This window comes from Cupriavidus metallidurans CH34, from assembly GCF_000196015.1.
Lineage (GTDB): Bacteria > Pseudomonadota > Gammaproteobacteria > Burkholderiales > Burkholderiaceae > Cupriavidus > Cupriavidus metallidurans.
The window spans coordinates 604,965-630,748 of record NC_007974.2 but is presented as its reverse complement, the minus strand read 5'-3'; the positions used below and the strand labels follow the sequence as shown (position 1 = coordinate 630,748).

Sequence of the window (25,784 nt, the reverse complement as noted above, 5' to 3'; positions counted from 1 at the left end):
GATTGGCCTTTGGTCCAATGCCCGTGCCATAACAAGGCTGCGAAGCTAGCCTGAGCAGCCGAAAAGCTGGAGTCCCCCGTCATGCCAGCATCAGGAGTGTCGATTCCCATCGTGCCCGTGCCGGCCGGCGAAGAGTGGCATATCGCCGGCATCATGGTGTACGCGAACCCGGAAAAGCTCGATGCCGTCTGCTCGGCCATCGACGCCATGACTGGCATGGAGATCCATGCGATCAGTGACGCCGGCAAGATCGTCGTCACCGCGGAAGCACCCAGCTCGCGCGCCATCGCCGCGCAACTCACCTGTCTGCATCAACTCGAAGGCGTCTTTTCCGCCACGCTGGTCTACCAGCACAACGAAGATGCCGCCGCCATGAACGAGGAGATCTCCGATGCCACTCACGCGCCGTGATTTCATCAAGCAGACAGCCATCGCCGCCACGGCCTCGGTGGCGGGCGTCTCGCTGCCGACGGATGCGGCCAATTTCGTGACGGACAGCGAAGTCACGAAACTGAAATGGTCGAAGGCGCCCTGCCGCTTCTGCGGCACGGGGTGCGGTGTGACCGTCGCGGTCAAGGACAACAAGGTGGTGGCCACCCAGGGCGACCCGCTTTGCGAGGTCAACAAGGGCCTGAATTGCGTGAAGGGCTACTTCCTGTCGAAGATCATGTATGGGCAGGACCGCCTGACCAAGCCGCTGCTGCGGATGAAGAACGGCAAGTACGACAAGAACGGCGAATTCGCGCCGGTCAGCTGGGATCGCGCCTTCGACGAGATGGAGGCCCAGTTCAAGCGCGTGCTCAAGGAGAAAGGCCCGACCGCCGTGGGCATGTTCGGCTCCGGCCAGTGGACCGTATGGGAAGGCTACGCCGCTTCCAAGCTGTACAAGGCGGGGTTCCGCTCCAACAACATCGACCCGAACGCGCGCCATTGCATGGCGTCGGCCGTGACCGGCTTCATGCGCACCTTCGGCATGGACGAGCCGATGGGCTGCTATGACGACATCGAGGCCGCCGACGTCTTTGTGCTGTGGGGCTCCAATATGGCGGAGATGCACCCGATCCTGTGGACACGCATCACGGACCGCCGCCTGAGCCACCCCAAGACCCGCGTGGCCGTGCTGTCCACGTTCACGCATCGTTCGTTCGACCTGGCCGATATCCCGGTCATCTTCAAGCCCCAGACCGACCTGGCGATGCTGAACTTTATCGCCAACTACATCATCCGCAATAACAAGGTCAACAAGGACTTCGTCAACAAGTACACGGTGTTCAAGGAAGGCGTGACCGATATCGGCTATGGCCTGCGCCCGGACAATCCGCTCCAGAAGGCGGCCAAGAACGCCGGCAACCCGAACGACTCCAAGCTGATTACGTTCGACGACTTCGCGAAGTTCGTGTCGAAGTACGATGCTGACTACGTCAGCAAGCTCTCCGGCGTGCCCAAGAAGCAGCTCGAGCAACTGGCCGAGCTTTATGCCGACCCGAATCTCAAGGTCATGTCGCTGTGGACCATGGGTTTCAACCAGCACACGCGCGGCACGTGGGTCAACAACATGGCCTACAACGTCCACCTGCTGACGGGCAAGATCGCCACGCCGGGCAACAGTCCGTTCTCGCTGACAGGGCAGCCATCCGCCTGCGGCACGGCACGGGAGGTAGGCACGTTCTCGCACCGGCTGCCGGCCGACATGGTCGTCACCAATCCCAAGCACCGCGAGGAAGCCGAACGTATCTGGAAGCTGCCGCCGGGGACTATCCCCGACAAGCCCGGCTACCACGCCGTCCTGCAGAACCGGATGCTCAGGGACGGCAAGCTCAACGCGTACTGGGTGCAGGTCAACAACAACATGCAGGCGGCAGCCAACATGATGGAGGAGACCCTGCCCGGCTACCGCAATCCGACGAACTTCATCGTCGTCTCCGACGCCTACCCGACGGTCACCGCGCTGTCGGCCGACCTGATCCTGCCCACCGCGATGTGGGTCGAAAAGGAAGGCGCGTACGGTAACGCGGAACGCCGCACGCAGTTCTGGCACCAGCTCGTAGACGCCCCGGGCGAGGCGCGCTCCGATCTCTGGCAGTTGATGGAATTCTCGAAGCGCTTCAAGGTCGAGGACGTCTGGCCGGCGGAACTGATCGCGAAGAAACCCGAGTACAAGGGCAAGACGCTCTTCGACGTGCTGTATCGCAACGGCCAGGTCGACAAGTTCCCGCTCAAGGAAACCGCCTCCGACTACAACAACTACGAGTCCAAGGCTTTCGGCTTCTACGTCCAGAAGGGCCTGTTCGAGGAATACGCGACCTTCGGCCGTGGCCACGGCCACGACCTGGCGCCGTTCGACATGTACCACGAGGCACGCGGCTTGCGCTGGCCGGTGGTCAACGGCAAGGAAACGCGCTGGCGCTATCGCGAAGGCTCGGACCCGTACGTGAAGGCGGGTACCGGCTTCCAGTTCTACGGCAACCCGGACGGCAAGGCCGTGATCTACGCCCTGCCCTACGAGCCGCCGGCCGAGTCCCCGGACAAGGAATACCCGTTCTGGCTGGCCACGGGCCGCGTGCTCGAACACTGGCACTCCGGCTCGATGACGCGGCGCGTGCCGGAGCTGTACCGCGCCTTCCCGAACGCGGTGTGCTTCATGCATCCGGAAGACGCCAAGGCACTGGGGCTGCGGCGCGGGGTGGAAGTGGAAGTGGTCTCGCGTCGCGGCCGTATGCGCACGCGCATCGAAACCCGCGGACGCGACGCGCCGCCGCGCGGTCTGGTATTCGTGCCCTGGTTCGATGCCAGCCAGCTGATCAACAAGGTCACGCTCGACGCCACCTGCCCGATCTCGCTGCAGACCGACTTCAAGAAGTGCGCGGTCAAGATCGTCAAGGTATGAGTACAGGAGGACACGCCATGTTGCCAAGCCGATCCTGGGTCCCCCTGCCCCTGCTGGTCCTCATGCTGGTGGTCATGCTGCTCAGCGTGCCGCTGGCGCGCGCGCAGGGCCTGGTGGACTCGATGCGTGGCCCCACGCCGGTGGCCAACGAGACCTCGCCGCCAATACTGTTCCCGACCGAGAACAAGGACATCCGCCGTACCCGCAACTACACGATGCAACCGCCGACGATCCCCCACAAGATCGACAGCTACCAGCTCGACAAGGACTTCAACCGCTGCATGTTCTGCCACGCGCGCACGCGCACGGAGGAAACGCAGGCCATCCCGGTCAGCATCACGCACTACATGGATCGTGACAACAACGTGCTGGCCGAGATCTCGCCACGGCGCTACTTCTGCACGCAATGCCACGTGCCGCAGGCCGACGCCAAGCCACTGGTGAACAACACGTTCGTCGATGTGGAGGCGATCCTCAAACGCAGTGGCGGCACCAAGGGTGCCAAATAACCAGGCGACGGTGACCGATCATGTGGGACCTGATCAAGCGCTACTGGCATACCATCAACCGCCCCAGTGCCTACTTCAGCCTGGGATTCCTGACCCTGGGCGGCTTCATCGCCGGCGTGGTGTTCTGGGGCGCGTTCAACACGGCGCTGGAACTCACCAACACCGAGCAATTCTGCACCGGCTGCCACGAGATGCGCGACAACGTCTACCAGGAACTGCAGGGCACGATCCACTTCACCAACCGCAGCGGCGTGCGCGCCAAATGCTCGGACTGCCACGTGCCGCACAACTGGACCGACAAGATGGCGCGCAAGATGCAGGCGTCGAAGGAAGTCTGGGCCAAGATCTTCGGTACCGTGGACACGCGCGAGAAGTTCCAGGCGCACCGGCTGGAGCTGGCGCAGCACGAATGGGCCCGCTTCAAGGCCAACGATTCGCTCGAATGCCGCAATTGCCACGACTACCAGTCGATGGACTTCACGCGCCAGAGCCCGCGCGCGCAGGCCATGCACTCGACCTATCTGGCCAACAAGGAAAAGACCTGCATCGATTGCCACAAGGGGATCGCCCACCATCTGCCTGACATCTCCAAGGCCGAGGAGCAATAGCCTATGGCCGACGCGGTACTGGAGGCCCGCGAGCTTGGCGTCCGGCGCGGCCATTGCGCTATCTTCCGTGGCCTCGGCATTTCCCTGGCACCCGGCGACCTGTTGCAGGTGATGGGCCCGAACGGTGCTGGCAAGACCAGCCTGCTACGCGTGTTGTCCAGCCTGATGCCACCCGCCGAGGGCGACCTGTACTGGCGAGGCCGCGCGGTGCGGGCCGGAGACCCCGACTATCTCGCGCAGGTTGCCTACCTCGGCCACGTCAACGGCATCTACCCCGACCTGTCCGCTTTCGAGAATCTTCAGTTCGCCGCTCGCATGGCTGGCCAGCAGCCCGATGCGGATGCCATGCACCATGCTCTTGCCCGGTTCGGTCTCGATCGTGTCGCCGATGCCCCGGCGCGCACGCTCTCGCAAGGACAGCGCCGCCGCGTGGCGCTGTCCCGGCTGGCGCTGACGCCACGCGCGCTATGGCTGCTCGATGAACCGCTGACTTCGCTCGACGACGCATCGACCGACTGCTTCCACACGCTGCTCGCCGAGCACCTGCAGCGGGGCGGCATCGCCGTGGTCGCCACGCATCAGCGGCTGCCCGCCGAGGGTGCGGTGCTCGATCTCGCCACAGACGCGGGTTCGCCATGATCCAGGCCATCGGCACGATCATCGCGCACGACCTGTCGATCGCATGGCGGCGGCGCACCGGGCTGCTTTCCAGCCTGGTCTTCTTCGTCATCGCCACGAGCCTCTTTCCGCTGGCCATCGGCCCGGACCCGCAGCAATTGCGCGCGCTGGCGCCGGGCATCCTGTGGGTGTCGGCACTGCTCGCGTCGATGCTGTCGCTGTCGCGGCTGTTCACACAGGAACACGAGGATGGCAGTCTCGACCAGCTCCTGCTGTCACCCCACCCGCTGGCCTTGCTCGTGCTGGCCAAGATCGGCGCGCACTGGCTGACCAGCGGCCTGCCGCTGCTCGTGCTGACGCCGCTGCTGGCCCAGCAATACAGCCTGCCGGCCGGCTCCGCGCTGCTGCTGTCGGCCTCGCTGCTGGTGGGAACCCCTGCACTTAGCCTGATCGGCGCCGTTGGCGCGGCATTGACGCTGGGCGTACGCGGTGGCGCCGTGCTGTTGTGCATCCTGGTGCTGCCGCTGTCAATTCCTGTGCTGGTGTTCGGCGCCAGCGCGGGCGCGGCGGCCGATGCCGGACTCGACGTGATCCCGCAATTTTCGCTACTCGGGGCCTGCCTGGCGCTATCGCTGTTCCTGTGTCCGCTGGCCACGGCGGCAGGCTTGCGCATCGCCATGGAGTAACACGATGCAGCGCGACATTTCCCTCGACGCCAACGCCCATTCCCCACGCACCGCGCGGGCGCGCTGGCTGGCCTTTGCCGCGCCAGTGCGCTTCTACCCGCTCGCGGGACGGCTTGCGCCCTGGTGTTTCGCCGTTGCGGCGCTGTTCCTGGCCCTCGGCCTGTACCTCGGATTCGTGGTGGCGCCCACCGATGCCCAGCAGGGCGAGGTCTACCGGATCATCTTCATCCACGTGCCGGCAGCGTGGATGTCGATGTTCATCTACGTGGTCATGGCGGGCTGGTGTGCGCTGGCGCTGGTGCTGCGCACGCGGCTGTCCTCGATGATGGCGTCGGCGCTGGCGCCCACGGGCGCGATGTTCACGGTCATCGCGCTGTGGACCGGGGCACTCTGGGGCAAACCCACGTGGGGCACGTACTGGGTCTGGGACGCACGGCTGACGTCGGAGCTGATCCTGCTGTTCCTCTACCTCGGCTACATGGCGCTGGAGGCGGCCATCGACGAGCCCCGTCGCGCCGAGCGCGCCTGCGCCGTGCTGGCGTTGGTCGGCGTGGCGAATGTGCCAGTGATCTACTTTTCCGTGCAGTGGTGGAACACGCTGCACCAGGGCGCATCGGTCAGCCTGACCGCCGCGCCAACCATGGCGGCCACGATGCTGGCCGGCATGTTGACGATGACGGTGGCCTGCTGGCTATACGCGATCGGCGTGGCGCTGGTGCGCCTGCGCTGCATCCTGCGCGAGCGCGGCGAGATTGACACCGGCACCCTGGAGACCATGCCATGAGCACGCTGAATCTCGACATGCTGGCCGGACACGCCGGCTATATCGCAAGCGCCTTCGGCATGACCTTCGTGCTAATCGCCGCGGAACTGATCCTGCTCTGCGCGCGGCGCCGCAACAGCCTGCGGGCACGGTCGCGCCGATGACGCGCAGGCAACGTCGCCTCGGTCTGCTGCTGGCCGCGCTGCTGTGCGGCGGCACGGCACTGGCATTCGTACTGAATGCGTTTCGCTCCAATCTCGTCTTCTTCTTCAGCCCGACCCAGGTGGCCGCGCACGAAGCGCCGGCGTCACGCAATTTTCGTCTCGGCGGCCTGGTCGCCCCCGGCTCGCTGAAGCGCGATCCAGAAAACCTGACGATCCGCTTCGTCGTGACCGATACACGGCACGACATACCCGTGGTCTACCGTGGCCTGCTACCGGACCTGTTCCGCGAGGGCAAGGGCGTGGTGGCACGCGGGGCACTCGATCGCGACGGCACGTTCGTCGCCAGCGAAATCCTGGCCAAGCATGACGAGAACTACATGCCGCCCGAAGCCGCCGACGCGCTCAAACGCGCCGCATCGGACAACCCCACGGAAAAAACGCGATGAATCCGGAACTGGGCCACTTCGCACTGATCCTGGCCATGCTCGTGGCGCTGGTGCTGGCAACGCTGCCGATGGTGGGCGCGGCGCGCGGCAATGTTGCCTGGATGTGCCTTGCACGGCCCGCCGCCTTCCTGCATGGCACGCTGCTGATCGCGGCCTACCTCTCGCTGACATACGCTTTCGTCGACAACGACTTCAGCGTGCTCTATGTGGCGGCGAACTCTAACAGCGCGCTGCCACTGATCTACCGCATGGCGGCGGTATGGGGCGGCCATGAGGGGTCGATGCTGCTGTGGTCGCTGATGCTGGCGCTGTGGGCAATGGCCGTGGCTGGCTTCAGCCGCCGCCTGCCACTGGCGTTCGTCGCCCGCGTGCTTGGCGTGATGGGGGGCATCAGCACCGGACTGCTGCTGTTCGTGCTGTTCGCATCGAATCCGTTCCTGCGTCTGTTGCCCCGCGCGATGGAGGGGCGCGACCTCAATCCGCTGCTGCAGGACCCCGGCATGGTGTTCCATCCGCCATTCCTGTACATGGGCTACGTCGGCTTCGCGGTGGCATTCTCATTCGCGGTGGCGGCCTTGCTTGAAGGACGACTCGACGCGGCCTGGGCACGCTGGTCGCGCCCGTGGACGATCCTGGCGTGGATGTTCCTGACCATCGGCATCGCGATGGGCAGCATGTGGGCCTACTACGAACTGGGCTGGGGCGGCTGGTGGTTCTGGGACCCGGTGGAGAACGCGTCGTTCATGCCCTGGCTGGCCGGCACCGCGCTGATCCACTCGCTGGCGGTCACCGAGAAGCGCGGCGCGTTCCGCGCCTGGACCGCTCTGCTGGCGATCTTCACGTTCTCGCTGAGCCTGCTCGGCACGTTCCTGGTCCGCTCTGGCGTGCTTACCTCGGTCCACGCGTTCGCGGTGGATCCCCGGCGCGGCATCTTCATCCTGACGTTGCTGGGACTGGTCACGGGGCTGGCGCTCGCGCTATTCGCGTGGCGCGCGCCCCGGCTGACCCAGCGCACCGATTTCAACCTGACCTCGCGCGAGTCTTTTCTGCTGGCCAATAACGTGCTGCTGGCCGTGGCCGCCTCGGCGGTGCTGCTCGGCACGCTGTATCCGCTGCTGCTCGACGTGCTGGACCTCGGCAAGGTATCGGTCGGCCCCGAGTACTTCGAAGAAGTGTTCGTGCCGCTGATGGCCCCCGCCGTGCTGCTGATGGGTGCCGCCCCGCTGGCACGCTGGGGACGCAGCGACCTGCCCGACATGGCCAGGCGACTGCGCTGGGCGGCCGTGGCAAGTGTGGTCATCGCGCTTGGGCTGCTGGCCGTGCTGCGCAACAGCTCCGCCATGACCGGGCTCGGCCTCACGCTGGCCGCGTGGTGTGCAATGAGCGGGCTGGCCAGCCTGGCCACGCAGATGCGGCACGCGCGGGACTGGCGCTCCGGCCTGCGCCAGTTGCCGGCCGGCTACTACGGCATGTTGCTGGCCCACATCGGCGTGGGCGTGTTCATCACCGGCGTCACGCTGGTCAAGAGCCAGGAGAGCGTGCGCGAGTTGTCGATGCGCGTGGGCGATTCGGTCGCGGTTGGCGGCTACGATTTCCGCTTCGACGGTGTGGCGCCGGTCAGGGGACCGAACTACGACGCGCTGCGGGGCACGGTCACGGTGACGCGGCAAGGCCGTCCGGTCACCACGCTCGCCACCGAGCGGCGCGTCTACCGCAGCCAGGACATGCCGACCACCGAGGCCGCCATCGACACCGGGCTCGCACGCGATCTCTATGTGGCGCTCGGCGATTCGTCGGATGCCACGTCCGCCGATGCCCGCTGGGCGCTGCGGGTCTACGTGAAGCCCTTCGTCTCGTGGGTCTGGGGCGGCTGCGCGTTGATGGCGCTGGGCGGACTCCTTGCCGCCAGCGACCGCCGATATCGCGCGCGCCATCCGGCGGCAGCGGTCACGTCTGCGGTCACGGCCAATGACGATGCGGGGGCCCGGCCCGCCACGCCACCGCTGACGCTGCCTGCTGGCAAGGAGTCCGAAGCATGATGCGCTTCCTGCTTCCATTGGGCGTATTCCTGGCGATCGTGATCGCCCTGGCGGCGGGGTTGCGCCACGATCCGCGCGAGCTGCCTTCTTCGCTGGTGGACAAGCCTGCGCCCGCATTCGTGCTGCCGGTACTCGAGACCTCTGCAAACGCCAATGCGCAAAAATTCGACCCGGCCAGCCTGCGCGGCAAGGTCTGGGTGTTGAATGTCTGGGCGTCCTGGTGCACCGCGTGCCGCGCCGAGCATCCGGTCCTGCTCGGCATGGCCGGGCAAACGCAGGTGCCGCTCTATGGCCTGAACTACAAGGACACGCGCGGCGCGGCGCTGGAGTGGCTGCAACGGATGGGCGACCCGTACAAGGCCTCGGCCGTCGATGCGGATGGCCGCGTCGGCATCGACCTTGGCGTGTACGGCGTGCCGGAGACCTTCATCATCGACGCAGCGGGCGTGGTGCGCTATCGCCAGGTCGGCCCGGTCACGCAGCAGGTTCTCGAACAGAAGCTGCTGCCACTCCTGAAATCGCTCGAAAACGGGGGCAGCCGTGCCTAGAACCTGGCTCTCCACGCTGACGCTGCTGATCGCGCTCCATGCCGGGGCGGCATTCGCGCTGACGGATGCGGAACTCGACGCGCGCGTGCTGGCGCTCTCCTCGCAGCTTCGGTGCCTGGTCTGCCAGAACCAGACACTGGCTGATTCGAACGCCGACCTGGCCGTCGACCTGCGCCGCCAGATCCGGGCCCAGATGGCGCAAGGGGCCAGCGACGACGCGATCAAGACCTATCTGGTGCAGCGCTACGGCGACTTCGTGCTCTACAAGCCGCCGTTCAAGCCGCAGACGTGGCTGCTGTGGCTCGGCCCCTTCCTCCTGCTCATGGCGGTGCTGGCCTGGCTCTGGCGCGGCAGGCGCCGCCAGATGGCCGCAGGCAATGCCGTGGAGGAGACGGAGCGGGACATGCAATCGCCCGCGCGCCGCCAGTCGCTGCTGACCAATGCGATGCTGTTTACCGTGTTGCCACCGGTGGCCGTCGCGCTGTATCTGCACCTGGGCTCGCCAGTATCGCTGCTCGGGTCTGCGGTGGCGCACGATGGACCTCATGGCCCCGATGGCGAGGTCACCTTGACGGCGGCCCGCGTCGAGGACATGGTCGACCAGCTCGCCGCGCGCCTGCGCAAGAATCCGAACGACGCCGAGGGCTGGGTCATGCTGGGGCGTTCGTACACCGTGCTCGAACGCAACGACGACGCGGCGGAAGCATTCGCCCGCGCGGTGGCGCTGGAGCCGAAGGTGGCGTCGCTGCGTTCCGACTACGCGGACGTGCTGGCCAGCGTCAACGGCGGATCGCTGGAAGGCCCGGCGATGGCACAGATCGACGCCGCGCTGCGGCTCGACCCCGACGACCCGAAGGGGCTGGCGCTGGCCGCCAGCGCCGCGGCCGAACGCGGCGACAAGGCCGGCGCGATCGCCTACTGGGAGCACCTGTACCGGCTGCTGCCCCCGGATTCGCAGACCGCCGGCCGGGTCGCCGCCAATCTGGCGGCCGCCCGGTCGGTAGCGGAACCCGGACAGCGCAAATAGCGCCATTCACGGCCGTGCGGCCACACCTGGCACATGTCACGGGTGGCGACCTCACGGCATCGTAGAATGGCTGCTGGCTTGCGCTTAAGGATTCCACCATGGCCGAATCACCCGGTCTGTATCACAAGACGTTCCTGCTGTTGCTCGCGGCGGTCTCCATCGCGTTCTTCTGGATTCTGCTGCCCTTCTATGGCGCCGTTTTCTGGGGCGCCGTCCTCGCCATCATCTTCGCCCCGCTGCAACGGCGCCTGACGGCTGGGCTGCGTGGGCGCAACAACGTGGCCGCGCTGCTCACGCTGCTGCTCGTGCTAGTGCTGGTCATCCTGCCGCTGACGATCATCACCGCCTCGCTGATCAACCAGGGCGTCAGCCTCTACGACAGCATACGCTCGGGCCAACTGAATTTCGGCGTGTACTTTCAGCGCGCCGTGGACGCCCTGCCGCCCTACGTGCGCACGCTGCTGGCGAAGGTGGATCTGACCAGCATTGCGGACTTGCAGGAAAAGCTGAGCGCCAGCGCGTTGCAGGCCAGCCAGTTCGTGGCTACGCGGGCGCTGAGCATCGGCCAGAATACGGCCCAGTTCGTGATCAGCTTCGGCATCATGCTGTACCTGCTGTTCTTCCTGCTGCGCGACGGCCCGCGGCTGTCCCGCAAGATCCGCACGGCCGTGCCGCTCAGCGATTTGTACAAGCAGCACCTGATCCAGAAGTTCACCACCGTGGTACGCGCCACCGTGAAGGGCAACGTGGCTGTGGCACTTGTGCAGGGGACACTCGGCGGCGGCATCTTCGCGGTCCTTGGTATCCAGGGCGCGCTGCTCTGGGGCGTGATCATGGCGTTCCTGTCACTGCTGCCCGCCGTGGGCGCAGGTCTGATCTGGGCGCCCGTCGCGGTCTACTTCCTGCTGACCGGATCGACGGTCACGGGCCTGGTGCTGATTGGGTTCGGCGTGCTGGTGATCGGCATGGTCGACAACGTGCTGCGCCCGATCCTGGTTGGCAAGGACACCCAGATGCCGGACTACGTGGTGCTGATCTCCACGCTCGGCGGCATGGCGCTGTTCGGGCTCAACGGCTTCGTCATTGGGCCGCTGATCGCCGCGCTGTTCATCGCCTGTTGGGACCTGAACGCCCACGGTATCGACGAGAACGGCGATATCGGCAGCAACGGCCCCGCCGCCTGACGGAGAACGACGGTGGATCGCCTGCAGGCCATGAAGACGTTCGTAACCGTGGTGGATACGGGGGGTTTTACGCCCGCGGCCCGGAAGCTCGACGTGTCGCTCTCGGTGGTCAGCCGGGTCATCACCGAGCTGGAGACACACCTGGGCGTGCGCCTGCTCACGCGCACCACGCGGCTGGTGCGCCCGACGGCAACCGGCGCCACCTACTACGAAAACTGCCGCCGCATCCTGGCCGAGATCGAGGAAGCCGAGCTTGCCACCACGGGCGCCCATGCCGCGCCGCGCGGCAAGCTGTCGATCACGGCTTCGGTCCTGTTCGGCCGTCGGTTCGTCACGCCGATCGTGGTCGAGTATCTGCGACGCTATCCGGAAGTCGATGCCGAATGCCTGTTGATCGACCGCAACGTCAATTTTGTCGAGGAAGGCATCGACGTCGGGGTCCGCATCGGCCCACTGCCCAGTTCGTCGTTACAGGCCATCCCGGTCGGTCGGGTCCGCCGCGTGGTCTGCGCCGCGCCTGACTATCTGGCCCGGTTCGGCACGCCAGCCACGCCCGACGATCTTGCCCACCACACCGTCATCCAGACCACGGGTATCTCCACCCTGCCCGAATGGCGCTTCATGCGCGATGGGGAGACCGCGCCCACGCGCCTGACGCCGCGCCTGGCCACCTCGACCAACGACTCGGCCATTGGCGCGGCGGTTGCGGGCTTCGGGCTGGCGGCGGTACTCTCTTACCAGATCGCCGACGAAGTCCGCGACGGCAAGCTGCGCATCGTGCTCGATAATTTCGAGCAACCGCCGCTGCCGATCCACGTGATCCATCGCGAAGGCCGCCATGCCATGCACAAGGTGCGCGCCTTCATCGATCTGGCCGTTGATACGCTGCGCGGCACGGCGTCGCTGAATCCGTAGGACGCCCCATCGTCGGGTTCTCCGCGGATTCTTCTCGAATCCGCAAGAGTCACTTCTTCCCCCGGCCGTTTTTCGTGGCACGGGACGCCCCTATATTTGATGCGAGCCCGGCATTTGCCGTCGCGCCGAACCATCGCATCCAAGGACGTCCCGACCATGAAACTCTATGTGCACCCGCTTTCCGGCCACGCCCACCGCGCACAGCTGCTCCTGTCCCTGCTCGGCCAGCCGGCAGAACTGATCGAAGTGGACCTGATGACCGGCGCGCACAAATCGCCCGAGTTCCTGAAGCTGAATCCGTTCGGCCAGATCCCGGTGCTGGTCGATGGCGAAACGGTCGTGCCCGATTCGAACGCGATCCTGGTCTACCTGAGCAAGAAGCTTGGCCGCACCGACTGGCTGCCCGAAGCACCGGCGACGGCAGCGGCTGTGCAACGCTGGCTGTCGGTCGCCGCAGGCGACATTGCCTTCGGACCTGCCCGCGCTCGCATCGCCACGCTGTTCAACGCGCCGTACGATCTGGATGATGCTGTCGCGCGGGCCCACGTCGTGCTCAAGCGCATGGACGATGCGCTGGCCGATCGTCCATGGATCGCCGCCGATCATCCAACGATTGCAGACGTGGCGCTCTACAGCTACACCGCGCGGGCGCCGGAGGGCTTTGTCGATCTGCGGGACTACGGCAAAGTGCGCCAATGGCTGGCTCGCGTGGAGGCCCTGCCGGGCTTCGTGCCGATTGTGAAAAGCCCGGTCGGACTCGAAGCCTGAATCCGCCTGCCTGCCTGAAATCGCCTGTCCGAGAAGTCGCCACCTGGAGCGCGCCATGAACCGTCAACCTGCCCCCCATGCGGAGCTGCTGCCCGGCACGCCCTGGCATACCGGCGAGCGCATCCTGCAATCCCGGGCCGGCGTGGAAGAGCGTCTGGCCGAAGTGGGTCCGCGCGTGGTGCGTGATTACATGCCCGACCAGCATCGCGAATTCTTCGCGATGCTGCCTTCCGTCGTCATTGGCGCCGTGGCCCCGGACGGCCACGTCTGGGCCACCCTGCGCGCGGGACAGCCCGGCTTCCTCCAATCGCCCAATCCGTACCTGCTGGAAGTCGCGAGCCCGCGCGATGCCGATGATCCCGCCGACAGTGGTATGGAAGACGGCAACGCCATCGCGCTGCTCGGCCTCGACCCAATGACCCGCCGCCGCAACCGGCTGAACGGCATCGTGCGCCGCGATGACGCGCGCGGCTTTGGCGTGACGGTCGGACAGAGCTTCGGCAATTGCCCGCAGTACATTCAGAAGCGCGAGTTCGTGGTCACGCGTGACCACGCGACGCCAGGCACCGTCGCGCCCCAGATCCTGACCGCACTCGATGCTCGGGCGCGGACGTTGATCCGCCATGCCGATTCGTTCTTCGTCGCGACTTATGTGGATCTGCCGGGAGGACGCCAGGTGGATGTATCCCATCGTGGCGGCCGACCCGGCTTCGTGCGCGTGGATGCCGATGGCAGCCTGACGATTCCGGACTTCCCCGGCAATACGTTCTTCAATACGCTTGGCAACATGCTGGTGAATCCGGTGGCGGGACTGGTGTTCGTCAGCTATCCGACCGGCGACCTGCTGCAGATGACGGGCCGCGCCGAGGTCATCACCGATTCGCCCGAGATCGGCACTGTCGAGGGTGCGGAGCGGCTGTGGCGCTTTTTCCCCCAGCAGATCGTGCGCCGCGATCGGGCGCTGCCGCTGCGCTGGGATTTCATGCCCGGCGGCGAATCGCCGCAGGCGCTGCGGACTGGCGTCTGGCCCGGAGATCCAGCTTCATGACAGGAACATGAAACCCCGACGGGTGTCAGGGAGCGCAGTGCCTGTGCCACAATCGCGCGACTTGGAGGTCCGCGCGTTCGGTGATCAGGATGTGGAAATCGAGGCAGCACTGGTGGCCACCTCGGCGGACGGCGACGCGCTCGACGCGAGCGTCGCCCGACTCGGCGGCACCAGCGTGGTCAGTCAGGCGTTCTGGAGCGCGAGCACGACGGAATAGAAGCGGGGTCGGCCCTTCAACCGGCAATCACTTCAACGACAGCCGGCGCCACAAGCTGCCCCAGCAGCCGCAGCGCAGTAATCTCATCGGCCGTCCACGCCTGCACATCCGCCAGATAGTTGAACGTACCGATCACCGCGCCGCGCCGGCTCAGCGGCACGTTGACCACACCGTTCAGGCCAAGGCCACGAATCACGGCGATGTCGTCGAACACCGCTGCCAGCGCCTCGTCACCCTCACCGACGAAGACCTCCCCGCGCACCAGCAACTGGCGCGTCCAGGCCGTATCGCCCTTGATCTTCTTGCCGCCCACCGGATAGGCCGCCGAGTCCGACGACCATAGCCGTTCGATCTCGCCCGTCCTCACGTGCCATGCGTTGATCGTCAGCAGGCCGGGGCCGACCATCGCCAGCGTGGCCTGCCCAACGGCATCCATCGCGCCCTGCGGCGTGGCCGCATCGCGCAGGCGGTCCAGCAGTGCATTCAGTTGTGCCTGCCAATGCATCGGCAATGTCATGTTCGCCGCGTCCACCATCATTCGCCCTGGATGCCGAGTTCGCGGATCAGCTTGCCGTAGCGGTCCGCATCGCGGCGCAGGATCTTGCCGAATTCCTGCGGGGTGGACGTCGCCGTCTCGACGCCGATCGACTCCATCTTGGCCTTGACGTCGGGCAGCGCCATCGCGCGGTTGATCTCGTTGTTCAAGCGCGTCACCAGTTCCGCAGGCATGTTCTTCGGGCCAAAGGCGCCGTACCAGACCGAAAGCTCGTAGCCGGGCAGGGTCTCGCCCACCGTTGGCACATTGGGCAGCAGCGGGGAGCGCTTGGCTTCGGTCACGGCCAGCAGGCGCAGCTTGCCGGACTTCACGTGCGTCAGCGTCTGGGTACCCGCCGAGAACAGCAATTGCGTCTGGCCCGCCACCGTATCGACCACGGCCGGCGCGCCACCCTTGTACGGCACATGCAGCAACTGCACGCCGGCCATCTTCTCGAACAACACCGCGCTCAGATGATTGGTGGAGCCGGGGCCCGCGCTGGCGTAGGCGACCTTGCCCGGATTGGCCTTCGCGTACGCGATCAGTTCCTTGACGTTGTGCACCGGCACGGACGCGTTCACGACCATCGTGTTGGTCACATAGGCCAGCAATCCCAGCGGCGTGAAATCATCCACACCCTTGAACGGCATGTTCGGCATCAACGCCGGGTTCATCGCGTGCGTGCTCATCGAGCCGATCAGCAGCGTGTAGCCGTCCGGCTTCGCGCGTGCCACCATTGCCGAACCGATGTTGCCGGAAGCACCCGGCCGGTTGTCGACGATGACCGGCTGGCCGAGCGACTTGGTCAACTGCTCGGACAGCGTGCGCGCCAGGATATCCGTCGAACCACCCGCCGCCCACGGCACGATGAGCGTGATCGGCTTGGTCGGCCAGGCATCGGCCGCGCTGGCCAGGTTCGCAAACGACATCGTCAATGCGGCGGCACCGCACAGCAGGCTTCTCAATACGGACTTCATCTCGGACTTCATCTCCAACCCCCTTCGGTTTCTGTTTCTGTCTCGGTCTTCGGTAATGTCGTGTGTGTATCAGCGGCCGACGGCATAGCCCTGCATGCCGCGCGCGTTGGCGCCGGCGCGCAGCACGAGCCGCCCTCTGGCATCGCGCTCGCGTGTGCATGCCGACATGCGGCCCTCCGACCAGTCATCACCGACGCGAACCTCGTGCCCACGGGCACGCAGCGCTTCGATCGTGGCAGCGGGAAAGCGCGATTCGACGGTGATGCGGTTCAGTGTGGTCTGGCGCGGCCAGAACGACTGCGGGAAGTGGTCGATATGCCAGGCGGGCGCGTCGATGGATTCCTGCAGGTTCATGCCATGCACCGCGTGGCGCATGAAGAATGCCAACGACCACTGGTCCTGCTGGTCGCCGCCGGGCGTGCCGAACACCATGTAGGGCTCGCCGTCGCGCATCGCCAGTGACGGCGACAGCGTGGTGCAGGGCCGCTTGCCCGGCGCCAGCGTGTTGGGCAGGCCCGGTTCGAGCCACGTCATCTGCAGGCGCGTGTTGAGCGCGAAGCCGAGCGACGGAATCGTCGGGCTCGACGACAGCCAGCCGCCCGAGGGCGTGGCCGCCACCATGTTGCCGTGGCGGTCGATCACGTCGATATGGCAGGTGTCGCCGACGAACAGCTCGCGTTCGGCCCATTCGGTTACCGGCGGCAGCGCGGCGAAGGTCGGCTCGCCCACGCCGAAGCGCGTATCGGCGGCAGTCAGCGTGCGCTCGGCCACGGCGGGGTCAGGCATACGCGGCGCGCGGCCACCCAGCGCGCCGGGGAACATCGTCAGCGCCGCCCGATCACCGATCAGCGCCGCGCGGCTGGCCAGATAGTGCGGATTGAGCAGCGCGGCCAGCGGGCTATCGACGAAGCGCGGATCGCCATACCAGGCGGCGCGGTCGGCCATCGCCAGCTTGGCAGCCTCGGCGATCGTGTGGACGAACTCGGGCGATGTTGGCGCGTGCGCCTCCAGCCCCGCATGGCGCAGCATCCCGAGTTGCTGCAGGAACACCGGGCCCTGGCTCCAGATATCGCACTTGGCCACGCTGTAACGGCCAAAGTCCAGCGAGACAGGCGCCTCGACCGTGGCTTGCCAGTGCTCCATGTCCTCGAAGCGCAGCAGGCCGACGTGCTTTTCGCCAGTGGTGTCGCGTACCGGCGTGTTGCGGCAGTACGCGTCGATCTCCTCGGCCACGAAGCCCTGATACCAGCAGCGCATGGCCGCGTCGATCTGGCCCTCGCGGGTGTCGCTCTGCGCGATCGCAGTCGTCACGATGCGCGTATAGGTATCGGCCAGCACCGGCAGCGTGTGCAAACTGCCGGGGCGCGGCACCTTGCCGTCCGGCAGCCAGGTATCGGCCGAGCTGTGCCATTCGTCGCGGAACAGCGCCTGCACGGCAAGGATTGCCTGCGAGATGCGAGGCACGAGCGGAAAGCCATCGCGCGCGTAGCCGATGGCCGGCTCAAGCACGTCGGCGAGCGACCAGGTGCCGTGATCACGCAGCATCGTCATCCATGCGCCGAACGCCCCCGGCACCGTCGCCGGCATCAGCCCGATGCCGGGCATCATCTCCATGCCCATCTTCCGCAGCGCTTCCGGATCAGCCAGCGCCGGGGCGGGGCCCTGGCCGCAGACCGAGCGCGCGGCACGCTCACGCTCGCTCCAGAACAGGATCGGCACCTCACCGCCAGGCCCGTTCAGATGTGGCTCCACCACCTGCAGCACGAAGCCGGCTGCCACGGCGGCATCGAACGCATTGCCGCCGCGTTCGAGCACGCCCATGGCGGTCTGCGTCGCAAGCCAGTGGGTGGAAGCGGCAACGCCGAACGTGCCGACGATCTCGGGGCGTGTCGTGAACATGAAGTGTGCGCGCAATGTGTCATTTTCAGAAGACGACTGCACCATTCAGCGCGGTTTGAAGCCTCTTGTGCATACGGCTCCTGACAGCCAGATATCAGGACTCCTCTGCACGAAACTCGTCTATGCTCAATACTCGTGTGCACCAAAGCGAGATGAGCATGGCGACCGATACCGCACCGATTACCGAGCACGGCGTGGCCACCCTGCCAGAACAGGCATGGGAGCGTGCGCGTCGTCGCGCGGAGATCATTGGGCCGTTGGCGCAGTCGGAGACGGTTGGGCATGAAGCGGCCGACGCGGCAGCCCAGGCATTGGGGCTGTCCCGGCGGCAGGTCTACGTCCTGATCCGCCGTGCCCGGCTAGGATCGGGGCTGGTCACTGACTTGGCTCTTGGGCAGTCGAGCGGTGGCAAAGGTAAAGGCCGCTTGCCGGAGTCGGTCGAACGAATCATCCGCGAGTTACTGCAAAAGCGCTTCCTGACCAAGCAGAAGCGTAGCTTGGCGGCGTTCCACCGCGAAGTTGTGCGGGCGTGCAAGCTGCAAAAGCTGCGGGTGCCGGCGCGCAACACGGTGGCTCTGCGGATCGCCGGCCTCGATCCGCGCGAGGTCACTCACCGCCGGGAAGGACAAGATGCCGCCCGCGACCTGCAAGGTGTTGGTGGTGTTCCGCCACCCGTCTCCGCGCCGCTGGAGCAGGTGCAGATCGACCACACAGTCATCGACCTGATCGTGGTGGACGAGCGCGACCGGCAACCGATTGGCCGTCCATACCTGACCCTCGCCATCGACGTATTCACCCGCTGCGTGGTTGGCATGGTCGTTACGCTGGAAGCCCCGTCCGCCGTCTCGGTCGGCTTGTGCTTGGTGCATGCCGCCTGCGACAAGCGCCCTTGGTTGGAAGGGTTGAACGTAGAGATGGATTGGCCGATGAGCGGCAAGCCCAGACTGCTCTACTTGGACAACGCGGCTGAGTTCAAGAGCGAGGCGCTGCGCCGTGGCTGCGAGCAGCATGGCATCCGGTTGGACTATCGCCCGCTTGGGCAGCCGCACTACGGCGGTATCGTGGAACGGATCATCGGCACGGCGATGCAGATGATCCACGACGAATTGCCGGGGACGACCTTCTCCAATCCTGACCAGCGCGGGGAATACGCCTCCGAGAAGATGGCCGCCCTGACACTGCGCGAGCTGGAGCGCTGGCTCACATTGGCGGTCGGCACCTATCACGGCTCCGTGCACAACGGCCTGCTCCAACCGCCGGCCGCGCGCTGGGCCGAAGCTATCACGCGGACCGGCGTGCCAACCGTCATCACTCGCGCTACGGCTTTTCTGGTCGATTTTCTGCCCATCATCCGCCGCACGCTGACCCGCACCGGCTTCGTCATCGACCACATCCACTACTACGCCGATGCGCTCAAGCCGTGGATAGCTCGGCGGGACCGCTTGCCTGCGTTCCTGATCCGGCGCGACCCGCGCGACATCAGCCGCATATGGGTGCTGGAACCAGAGGGGCAGCACTACCTGGAAATTCCCTACCGTACCTTGTCGCACCCGGCTGTCACCCTCTGGGAACAACGACAGGCGCTGGCGAAATTGCGGCAGCAAGGGCGCGAACAGGTGGATGAGTCGGCGTTGTTCCGCATGATCGGCCAGATGCGCGAAATCGTTACCACCGCGCAGAAGGCTACGCGCAAGGCGCGGCGCGACGCGGATCGACGCCAGCATCTCAAGGCAACGGCAACGCCTGTCAAAACCACGCCACCACCGGGCGCTGACATGGATGGGCAGCAGGCAGACAACCAGCCGCCGGCCAAACCGTTCGACCAGATTGAGGAGTGGTAGCCGTGGAAGAATATCCCATCATCGACTTGTCCCACCTGCTGCCGGCGGCCCAGGGCTTGGCCCGTCTCCCGGCGGACGAACGCATCCATCGCCTTCGCGCCGACCGCTGGATCGGCTATCCGCGAGCAGTCGAGGCGCTGAACCGGCTGGAAATCCTGTATACGTGGCCAAACAAGCAACGCATGCCCAACCTGCTGCTGGTCGGCCCGACCAACAACGGCAAGTCGATGATCGTCGAGAAGTTCCGGCGCACGCATCCGGCCAGAGCCGACGCCGACCAGGAGCACATTCCGGTACTGGTCGTGCAGATGCCATCCGAACCGTCGGTAATCCGCTTCTACGTCGCGCTGCTCGCGGCGATGGGTGCGCCATTGCGACCGCGCCCACGGCTGCCAGAAATGGAACAACTGGCGCTGGCACTGCTGCGCAAGGTCGGCGTGCGCATGCTGGTGATCGACGAGTTGCACAACGTCCTGGCCGGTAACAGCGTCAATCGCCGGGAATTCCTCAATCTCCTGCGCTTCCTCGGCAATGAACTGCGCATCCCACTGGTCGGGGTCGGCACGCGCGACGCCTACCTGGCCATCCGCTCCGATGACCAGTTGGAAAATCGCTTCGAGCCGATGATGCTGCCGGTATGGGAGGCCAATCACGATTGCTGCTCACTGCTGGCCAGTTTCGCCGCTTCGCTTCCACTGCGGCGACCCTCGTCGATTGCCACGCTGGACATGGCCCGCTACCTGCTCACACGCAGCGAGGGCACCATCGGCGAACTGGCGCACTTGCTGATGGCGGCGGCCATCGTCGCCGTGGAGAGCGGCGAGGAAGCGATCAACCATCGCACGCTGAGCATGGCCGATTACACCGGTCCCAGCGAGCGGCGGCGGCAATTCGAGCGGGAACTGATGTGAAGCCAGCGCCACGCTGGCCACTGCATCCGGCCCCCAGAGAAGGCGAAGCCTTGTCTTCGTGGCTCAACCGCGTGGCCCTTTGCTATCACATGGAGGTGTCCGAGCTGCTGGAGCACGATCTTGGTCACGCTCAGGTTGATGACCTGGATACCGCGCCACCACTGGCGCTGTTGGCGATGCTCTCCCAGCGGAGCGGCATCGAGCCGGACCGGCTGCGTTGCATGAGTTTCGCCGGCTGGGTGCCTTGGCTACTGGACAGCCTTGATGATCAGATTCCAGACGCATTGGAAACCTATGCGTTCCAGCTCTCGGTGCTGCTGCCGAAACTCCGCCGTAGGACGCGATCCATCACGAGCTGGCGTGCCTGGCTGCCCAGCCAGCCGATACATCGCGCCTGTCCTCTCTGTCTGAACGACCCGGCAAACCAAGCCGTACTGCTTGCATGGAAGCTGCCCCTGATGCTGAGCTGCCCGCTGCATGGCTGCTGGCTGGAATCCTATTGGGGCGTGCCTGGGCGGTTTCTCGGCTGGGAGAACGCCGACACTGCGTCGCGCACCGCCAGCGACGCGATTGCAGTGATGGACCGGCGTACCTGGCAGGCACTGACGACCGGCCATGTGGAACTGCCGTGCCGACGCATCCACGCTGGATTGTGGTTTCGACTGCTACGCACGCTGCTCGATGAGCTGAACACCCCGCTTTCGGCGTGCGGAACCTACGCGGGGTATCTCCGCCAAGTCTGGCAAGGCTGCGGGCATCCGCTGCGTGCTGGGCAAAGTCTGTGGCGACCGTATGAAACCCTGAACCCGGCAATACGGTTGCAGATGCTGGAGGCGGCGGCAACGGCAATCAGCTTGATCGAGGTGAGGGATATCAGCCCGCCAGGCGAGCATGCAAAGCTGTTCTGGTCCGAGCTCCAAACCGGGTTCACCAGTGGTCTGCCGGCGAAACCGCCGAAGCCCGAACCCGTCAATCATTGGCAACGGGCGGTCCAAGCTATCAGTGAGGCGATCATTGAAGCCCGGCACGACCCCGAGACGGCACGCTCGCTGTTCGCGTTGGCTTCCTATGGTCGGCGCGATCCCGCTTCCCTGGAACAGTTGCGCGCCACCTTTGCAAAGGAAGGCATTCCCCCGGAATTTCTGTCACATTACGAGGCTGATGGACCCTTTGCATGTCTTAGACAGAATGACGGGTTAAGTGACAAATTTTGACGACCAGAACTTTCCGGTGCACACTGTCACATAATCGAACGTATATGTGACAGGTGCAAGATGCTGATTGGCTACATGCGGGTATCGAAAGCAGACGGCTCACAGGCCACCGACTTGCAGCGTGATGCACTGATCGCTGCCGGCGTCGATCCGGCCCATCTCTACGAGGATCAAGCGTCGGGCAAACGCGAGGATCGTCCCGGCCTGTTGAGCTGCCTGAAGGCGCTACGACCGGGGGATACGTTGATGGTGTGGAAACTTGACCGGCTCGGGCGCGATCTGCGGCATCTCATCAACACCGTGCATGACCTGACCGGGCGAGGCATCGGTCTGAAAGTGTTGACTGGGCACGGTGCAGCCATTGACACCACGACGGCCGCCGGCAAGTTGGTCTTCGGCATCTTCGCCGCGCTGGCCGAGTTCGAGCGCGAACTGATTACCGAGCGCACGATTGCAGGATTGGCTTCGGCGAGGGCGCGCGGTAGGAAGGGCGGCCGGCCCTTCAAGATGACTGCCGCCAAGTTGCGGCTGGCGATGGCCGCTATGGGGCAGCCCGAAACCAAGGTCGGCGATCTATGTCAGGAACTGGGCATCACAAGACAGACCTTGTATCGGCACATTTCGCCGAAGGGCGAGTTGCGCCTTGATGGCGAGAAACTGCTCAGTCAAATTTGATGACAGGACAGCGGTTACTGTAGACGAATCGTGACGACTGGTTGAGTCAGTATGTCCTACCTGTTATCACTTGAACGCCAATAACAGAACGCCTCCGGCGACCATCGAAATGCCGGACCACTCCCTCAGTGACGGGCGTTCGCCCAAAAAGGCGAAAGCAAATACCGCCACCAGGACAAGACTGAGTTTATCCACTGGCGCAACCTTGGATGCATCGCCAATCTTGAGTGCGCGGAAGTAGCAGACCCACGATGCCCCTGTCGCCAAGCCGGACAGCCCGAGAAAAAGCCATGTCTTGGGTGATAACTCCAAGGGGTTGGTCCATTTCCCCGTGTAGGCAACAAACGCCGACAGGACGACGATGATGATGGCCGTGCGGATCAAGGTGGCCAGATCGGAATCAACTCCCTGAATGCCAACCTTGGCAAAAATAGCCGTCAGTGCCGCAAGGATAGCGGACAGCAAAGCCCAATAAAACCACCCCGCCGAATTAACCATTTAGCCTGCCTCCGCGTTTCTCAAACCGCTACCGCATGGGAGCGATAACGGCAACATTTAAGCCAGTTTGCTTCTCTTGATCTGAGAAGTCGAGGCGGATTTCAGCACCGATGCGATTGGCAATCGTCTGGACAATGGATAGTCCCAGACCCGAGCCGATCTGCTCGCTCCCCAGCGTGCGGTAGAAGGGATCAAACACTCGATCCCGTTCAGCCAACGGAATGCCAGGCCCACTGTCCTGAATACGTAGTACGACCTTCCCTTCCGAAACACCCACAGAAAGATCAACACGCCCTCCCTCTGGCGTGTAGCGGATGGCGTTATCGACTAGGTTCTTGACCACAGCGATCATGTCCAGCTCGCTTGCCCACACTTCGGCGTCCAGCGCGCCTTCGACACCGATGTCGATGTGCTTGGCCTCGGCCAGCGGCATGAGGTCTTCCAGCACGCGGCGGTAGATGCTCTGGACAGATACAGGCGACTTCGGCAGGTCGGTGGCCGACTGTGCCTTGGCCAAGGTCAAGAGTTGATCGAGCAGGCTGCGGCCGCGCTCGATCCCTTGGCGCAAAACCGTCAGCCGTTCGCGCGCCACGCTGGACATTTCCGCTTCCGCGAGCCGTTCTGCTTGCAGCGACATGGCTGTCAGCGGCGAACGTAGCTCGTGCGCGGCATCCGCCACAAAGCGGCGCTGAGATTCCATCGACTGGCTGACACGAGCGAGCAGGCGATTGATCGCCACGACAAACGGACGTACCTCGACCGGAAGGTGGCGGTCTTCGACGGGATGCAGTTCCTGCTCTGCCCGCTGGTCTATTTCCTTGGACAGCGCCGCGATGGGCTGGAACATCTTGCGCACCAGGTCAGCAACGATCAACAGCAGCACCGGCACGAGAATCAAGAAAGGCATCACCGTGCGCAGTGCCCCGTCGCGGGCAATTTCATTGCGGAAACCGGACTCCTGAGCCACAGCAATGCGTTCGCCGCTCGCCGTGGTCTTGACCAGCACGCGAAACGTCTCGCCACCAACTTCCAGCGTGTGCAATCCATCCGCCAAGGTCGCCGGGAGCGGGAGCACGCCTCCTGCATCCACGCCTACCGTAGAGGGACTGACCTCACCCAAGCGCTGGACGATCACGCGCGACTCTTCATCGACATCCTTGAGACGGATATCGGTGGTTGGCACGGCAGGCAACAAGCGCTGGCGATCCATGAGCTGCGCCACCTGGCGCAGTACATCGTCCTGTAGTTCGTGCGCTTCATCGAAGGCGGACAGGAACGAGAATACGCCCGCCACAACGGCCACCACGAGGATGGCCAGCGACAAGGTGAAGGACAGCTTGAGCTGAACTGATTCGTTCAAGCGCCTTTTGAGACCATCCATCCGACCCCCCTGACGTTCTTGATGACCTCGCCACCGAGCTTGCGCCGCAGTGCGTGGATTAGATATTCGACGGCATTGCTTTCGACTTCTTCCCCCCAGCCATAGATGCGATCCTCCAGTTCGCTGCGCGAAAGGATGGCACCAGGCCGAACCAGCAAGGCTTGCAGTAACGAGAACTCGCGGTTGGACAGTTGCACTTGGGGGCCATCATTGGCACAAGCCTCTTTGGTGGCCGGGTCAAGCGTCACCACGCCGTTGCTGAGCACGGGAGCTGCCGTGCCACCTTTGCGCCTCAGGACGGCGCGCATCCGGGCCAGCAGTTCCGCCATCTGAAAGGGCTTGGACACATAGTCGTCGGCCCCGCCATCCAGGCCGCGCAGGCGATCATCCAGACCATCGCGAGCCGTGATGATGAGCAGGGGAACCGGGTTGTCCTTGGCTCGGATGCTGGCCAGCACCTCCAGCCCATCCTTTCCGGGCAGACCGAGGTCGAGTAGCACCAGGTCGTAATGCTGGCAGCCCAGCGTGGTGAGCGCCGTCTGCCCGTCCTTCACCCAGTCGGCGGCGTAGGACGCATCCTTCAATGCGCCCTGGATCGCGTCACCGATCATGGGATCGTCTTCGACAAGCAATACCCGCATTCCCCCTCCGTTCAATCGTTGTTCAATGTGCCGTCCTGGCTGCTCTCTGCCTGAACAGCAGGATCGCAGTCAGCATGAAGGCCAACAGTGCGGCCGATGCCGAATAGCGGCTCAACGCCAGACCACCCGCGCTCAGTGGCTTGTCCAGAAAATCCCCGACCACGGCACCCAGCGGGCGAGTCAGGATGAACGCCGCCCAGAACAGCAGCGTGCGGGACACGCTCGTCCAGTAGTAGGCTGCCACGACCAGCGCGAGCAGCCCGCCGAACACGACGGCCGCACCCGTGTAGCCCAAGCCCGCCGTGTCGGCTGTCCAGTCGCCTAACGCGGTGCCCAGCGTTTGGGAGAACATGATCGTCAGCCAGTAGAAGGCTTCTGCCTTGGGCGAGCTGACCGTGCTCACCGACACGGAGCCGAGGGTGCGATGCCAGACGAAGAGCGAGCCGAGCAGCAAGGCCAGCAGCAAGCTCGAACCTCCAGCGTACCCGATTCCCAGCGATCGATCCGCAAAATCGGCCAATGTCGTGCCGACCGTGGTCGTGGCGATGATGGTTGTCCAGTACAGGAAGGGATGGAAGCCTTTGGCCTTGACCTGCGCGACGACGGCAGCCAGGAAGATCGCCGCGAAGATGGCTGTACCGACCAGGTAGCCCAGGTTCATGGACATCGAAACCGCATCACCGCCAGTTTCACCGAGCGTCGTGGCGGCAATCTTGATGAGCCAGAAGCCCAGCGTGACTTCGGGCACCTTGGCCAGCGCGTGTTCAGTGGATGTTTTCATGGGG

Annotated in this window: 28 protein-coding genes; 21 read left to right on the top strand and 7 right to left on the bottom strand. The window is 64.9% G+C overall.

Annotation, left to right across the window (positions count from 1 at the left end; all coding sequences use genetic code 11):
* The first annotated feature begins 81 nt into the window (after window positions 1–81).
* The 17 genes from RMET_RS21015 to RMET_RS32595 all read left to right on the top strand — a co-directional run bounded on the left by RMET_RS21015 (window position 82) and on the right by RMET_RS32595 (window position 14,427).
* Window positions 82–411, top strand: coding sequence for a chaperone NapD (locus RMET_RS21015; protein ID WP_011518559.1), 330 nt, complete (start codon window positions 82–84; stop codon window positions 409–411).
* A complete protein-coding gene (gene napA / locus RMET_RS21010) occupies window positions 392–2,887 on the top strand; it encodes a periplasmic nitrate reductase subunit alpha (RefSeq protein WP_011518558.1) in 2,496 nt (831 codons plus the stop codon). Before RMET_RS21015 ends, napA begins: the two co-directional genes overlap by 20 nt.
* Window positions 2,888–2,904: 17 nt before the next feature.
* Window positions 2,905–3,396, top strand: a complete 492-nt coding sequence (locus RMET_RS21005; RefSeq protein ID WP_011518557.1) for a nitrate reductase cytochrome c-type subunit — start codon at window positions 2,905–2,907, stop codon at window positions 3,394–3,396.
* Between the two features lie 20 nt (window positions 3,397–3,416).
* Window positions 3,417–4,004 (top strand): cytochrome c3 family protein, encoded by a 588-nt coding sequence (locus RMET_RS21000; protein WP_008644358.1) that lies wholly within the window; start codon window positions 3,417–3,419, stop codon window positions 4,002–4,004.
* Window positions 4,005–4,007: 3 nt separating this feature from the next.
* On the top strand, window positions 4,008–4,643 hold the full coding sequence (gene ccmA, locus RMET_RS20995; RefSeq protein ID WP_011518556.1) for a cytochrome c biogenesis heme-transporting ATPase CcmA: 636 nt from the start codon (window positions 4,008–4,010) through the stop codon (window positions 4,641–4,643).
* Complete coding sequence (gene ccmB / locus RMET_RS20990) at window positions 4,640–5,308, top strand: heme exporter protein CcmB (protein WP_011518555.1); 669 nt, start codon at window positions 4,640–4,642, stop codon at window positions 5,306–5,308. The genes ccmA and ccmB overlap by 4 nt, the downstream gene beginning before the upstream one ends.
* Before the next feature lie 4 nt (window positions 5,309–5,312).
* Window positions 5,313–6,092: a heme ABC transporter permease CcmC gene (gene ccmC, locus RMET_RS20985; protein WP_011518554.1), complete on the top strand. Its 780-nt coding sequence runs from the start codon at window positions 5,313–5,315 to the stop codon at window positions 6,090–6,092.
* Complete coding sequence (gene ccmD, locus RMET_RS32600) at window positions 6,089–6,235, top strand: heme exporter protein CcmD (protein ID WP_011518553.1); 147 nt, start codon at window positions 6,089–6,091, stop codon at window positions 6,233–6,235. Before ccmC ends, ccmD begins: the two co-directional genes overlap by 4 nt.
* A complete protein-coding gene (ccmE, locus tag RMET_RS20980; protein WP_011518552.1) occupies window positions 6,232–6,681 on the top strand; it encodes a cytochrome c maturation protein CcmE in 450 nt (149 codons plus the stop codon). Before ccmD ends, ccmE begins: the two co-directional genes overlap by 4 nt.
* Window positions 6,678–8,720, top strand: coding sequence for a heme lyase CcmF/NrfE family subunit (locus RMET_RS20975; protein ID WP_011518551.1), 2,043 nt, complete (start codon window positions 6,678–6,680; stop codon window positions 8,718–8,720). Before ccmE ends, RMET_RS20975 begins: the two co-directional genes overlap by 4 nt.
* Window positions 8,717–9,268, top strand: a complete 552-nt coding sequence (locus RMET_RS20970; protein WP_011518550.1) for a DsbE family thiol:disulfide interchange protein — start codon at window positions 8,717–8,719, stop codon at window positions 9,266–9,268. Before RMET_RS20975 ends, RMET_RS20970 begins: the two co-directional genes overlap by 4 nt.
* Window positions 9,261–10,295: a cytochrome c-type biogenesis protein CcmH gene (locus tag RMET_RS20965; RefSeq protein WP_011518549.1), complete on the top strand. Its 1,035-nt coding sequence runs from the start codon at window positions 9,261–9,263 to the stop codon at window positions 10,293–10,295. The genes RMET_RS20970 and RMET_RS20965 overlap by 8 nt, the downstream gene beginning before the upstream one ends.
* Window positions 10,296–10,393: 98 nt before the next feature.
* On the top strand, window positions 10,394–11,479 hold the full coding sequence (locus RMET_RS20960; RefSeq protein ID WP_011518548.1) for an AI-2E family transporter: 1,086 nt from the start codon (window positions 10,394–10,396) through the stop codon (window positions 11,477–11,479).
* A 12-nt stretch (window positions 11,480–11,491) separates the two neighbouring features.
* Window positions 11,492–12,394 carry a LysR family transcriptional regulator gene (locus RMET_RS20955; RefSeq protein ID WP_011518547.1) on the top strand — a complete coding sequence of 301 codons (903 nt, stop codon included), beginning with the start codon at window positions 11,492–11,494 and terminating at the stop codon, window positions 12,392–12,394.
* A gap of 156 nt (window positions 12,395–12,550) precedes the next feature.
* Complete coding sequence (locus RMET_RS20950) at window positions 12,551–13,162, top strand: glutathione S-transferase family protein (RefSeq protein ID WP_029310069.1); 612 nt, start codon at window positions 12,551–12,553, stop codon at window positions 13,160–13,162.
* Between the two features lie 55 nt (window positions 13,163–13,217).
* Window positions 13,218–14,210 carry a pyridoxamine 5'-phosphate oxidase family protein gene (locus RMET_RS20945; protein WP_011518545.1) on the top strand — a complete coding sequence of 331 codons (993 nt, stop codon included), beginning with the start codon at window positions 13,218–13,220 and terminating at the stop codon, window positions 14,208–14,210.
* Between the two features lie 7 nt (window positions 14,211–14,217).
* Window positions 14,218–14,427, top strand: coding sequence for a hypothetical protein (locus RMET_RS32595; protein WP_011518544.1), 210 nt, complete (start codon window positions 14,218–14,220; stop codon window positions 14,425–14,427).
* 16 nt (window positions 14,428–14,443) lie between these two features.
* Here RMET_RS32595 and RMET_RS20940 read toward each other — a convergent pair whose 3' ends face one another.
* The 3 genes from RMET_RS20940 to RMET_RS20930 form a co-directional block, all read right to left on the bottom strand.
* Complete coding sequence (locus tag RMET_RS20940) at window positions 14,444–14,944, bottom strand: hypothetical protein (RefSeq protein WP_029309338.1); 501 nt, start codon at window positions 14,942–14,944, stop codon at window positions 14,444–14,446.
* A 17-nt stretch (window positions 14,945–14,961) separates the two neighbouring features.
* Window positions 14,962–15,939 carry a Bug family tripartite tricarboxylate transporter substrate binding protein gene (locus RMET_RS20935; protein WP_017512336.1) on the bottom strand — a complete coding sequence of 326 codons (978 nt, stop codon included), beginning with the start codon at window positions 15,937–15,939 and terminating at the stop codon, window positions 14,962–14,964.
* A gap of 69 nt (window positions 15,940–16,008) precedes the next feature.
* Window positions 16,009–17,838: a gamma-glutamyltransferase family protein gene (locus RMET_RS20930; RefSeq protein WP_029309337.1), complete on the bottom strand. Its 1,830-nt coding sequence runs from the start codon at window positions 17,836–17,838 to the stop codon at window positions 16,009–16,011.
* A 158-nt stretch (window positions 17,839–17,996) separates the two neighbouring features.
* On the opposite strand from RMET_RS20930, the gene RMET_RS20925 reads away from it, so the two are divergent.
* From RMET_RS20925 to RMET_RS20910, 4 genes are read left to right on the top strand one after another with little or no spacing between them, the layout of a single operon-like run.
* Window positions 17,997–19,679 carry a Mu transposase C-terminal domain-containing protein gene (locus tag RMET_RS20925; protein WP_011875634.1) on the top strand — a complete coding sequence of 561 codons (1,683 nt, stop codon included), beginning with the start codon at window positions 17,997–17,999 and terminating at the stop codon, window positions 19,677–19,679.
* Between the two features lie 2 nt (window positions 19,680–19,681).
* Window positions 19,682–20,590, top strand: a complete 909-nt coding sequence (locus RMET_RS20920) for a TniB family NTP-binding protein (protein ID WP_009687862.1) — start codon at window positions 19,682–19,684, stop codon at window positions 20,588–20,590.
* On the top strand, window positions 20,587–21,804 hold the full coding sequence (locus tag RMET_RS20915; protein WP_011517528.1) for a TniQ family protein: 1,218 nt from the start codon (window positions 20,587–20,589) through the stop codon (window positions 21,802–21,804). Before RMET_RS20920 ends, RMET_RS20915 begins: the two co-directional genes overlap by 4 nt.
* 60 nt (window positions 21,805–21,864) lie before the next feature.
* Entirely contained in the window at window positions 21,865–22,479 is a 615-nt protein-coding gene (locus RMET_RS20910) for a recombinase family protein (protein ID WP_011517527.1), read from the top strand.
* A 66-nt stretch (window positions 22,480–22,545) separates the two neighbouring features.
* Here RMET_RS20910 and RMET_RS20905 read toward each other — a convergent pair whose 3' ends face one another.
* The 4 genes from RMET_RS20905 to RMET_RS20890 are packed head-to-tail and all read right to left on the bottom strand — an operon-like array spanning window position 22,546 to window position 25,780.
* On the bottom strand, window positions 22,546–22,977 hold the full coding sequence (locus RMET_RS20905; RefSeq protein ID WP_005797960.1) for an EamA family transporter: 432 nt from the start codon (window positions 22,975–22,977) through the stop codon (window positions 22,546–22,548).
* A 28-nt stretch (window positions 22,978–23,005) separates the two neighbouring features.
* Window positions 23,006–24,358 carry an ATP-binding protein gene (locus RMET_RS20900; protein ID WP_029310059.1) on the bottom strand — a complete coding sequence of 451 codons (1,353 nt, stop codon included), beginning with the start codon at window positions 24,356–24,358 and terminating at the stop codon, window positions 23,006–23,008.
* Window positions 24,334–24,999: a response regulator transcription factor gene (locus RMET_RS20895; protein ID WP_005797956.1), complete on the bottom strand. Its 666-nt coding sequence runs from the start codon at window positions 24,997–24,999 to the stop codon at window positions 24,334–24,336. The genes RMET_RS20900 and RMET_RS20895 overlap by 25 nt, the downstream gene beginning before the upstream one ends.
* A gap of 22 nt (window positions 25,000–25,021) precedes the next feature.
* Window positions 25,022–25,780 carry a COG4705 family protein gene (locus tag RMET_RS20890; protein WP_005797954.1) on the bottom strand — a complete coding sequence of 253 codons (759 nt, stop codon included), beginning with the start codon at window positions 25,778–25,780 and terminating at the stop codon, window positions 25,022–25,024.
* Between the last annotated feature and the right edge of the window lie 4 nt (window positions 25,781–25,784).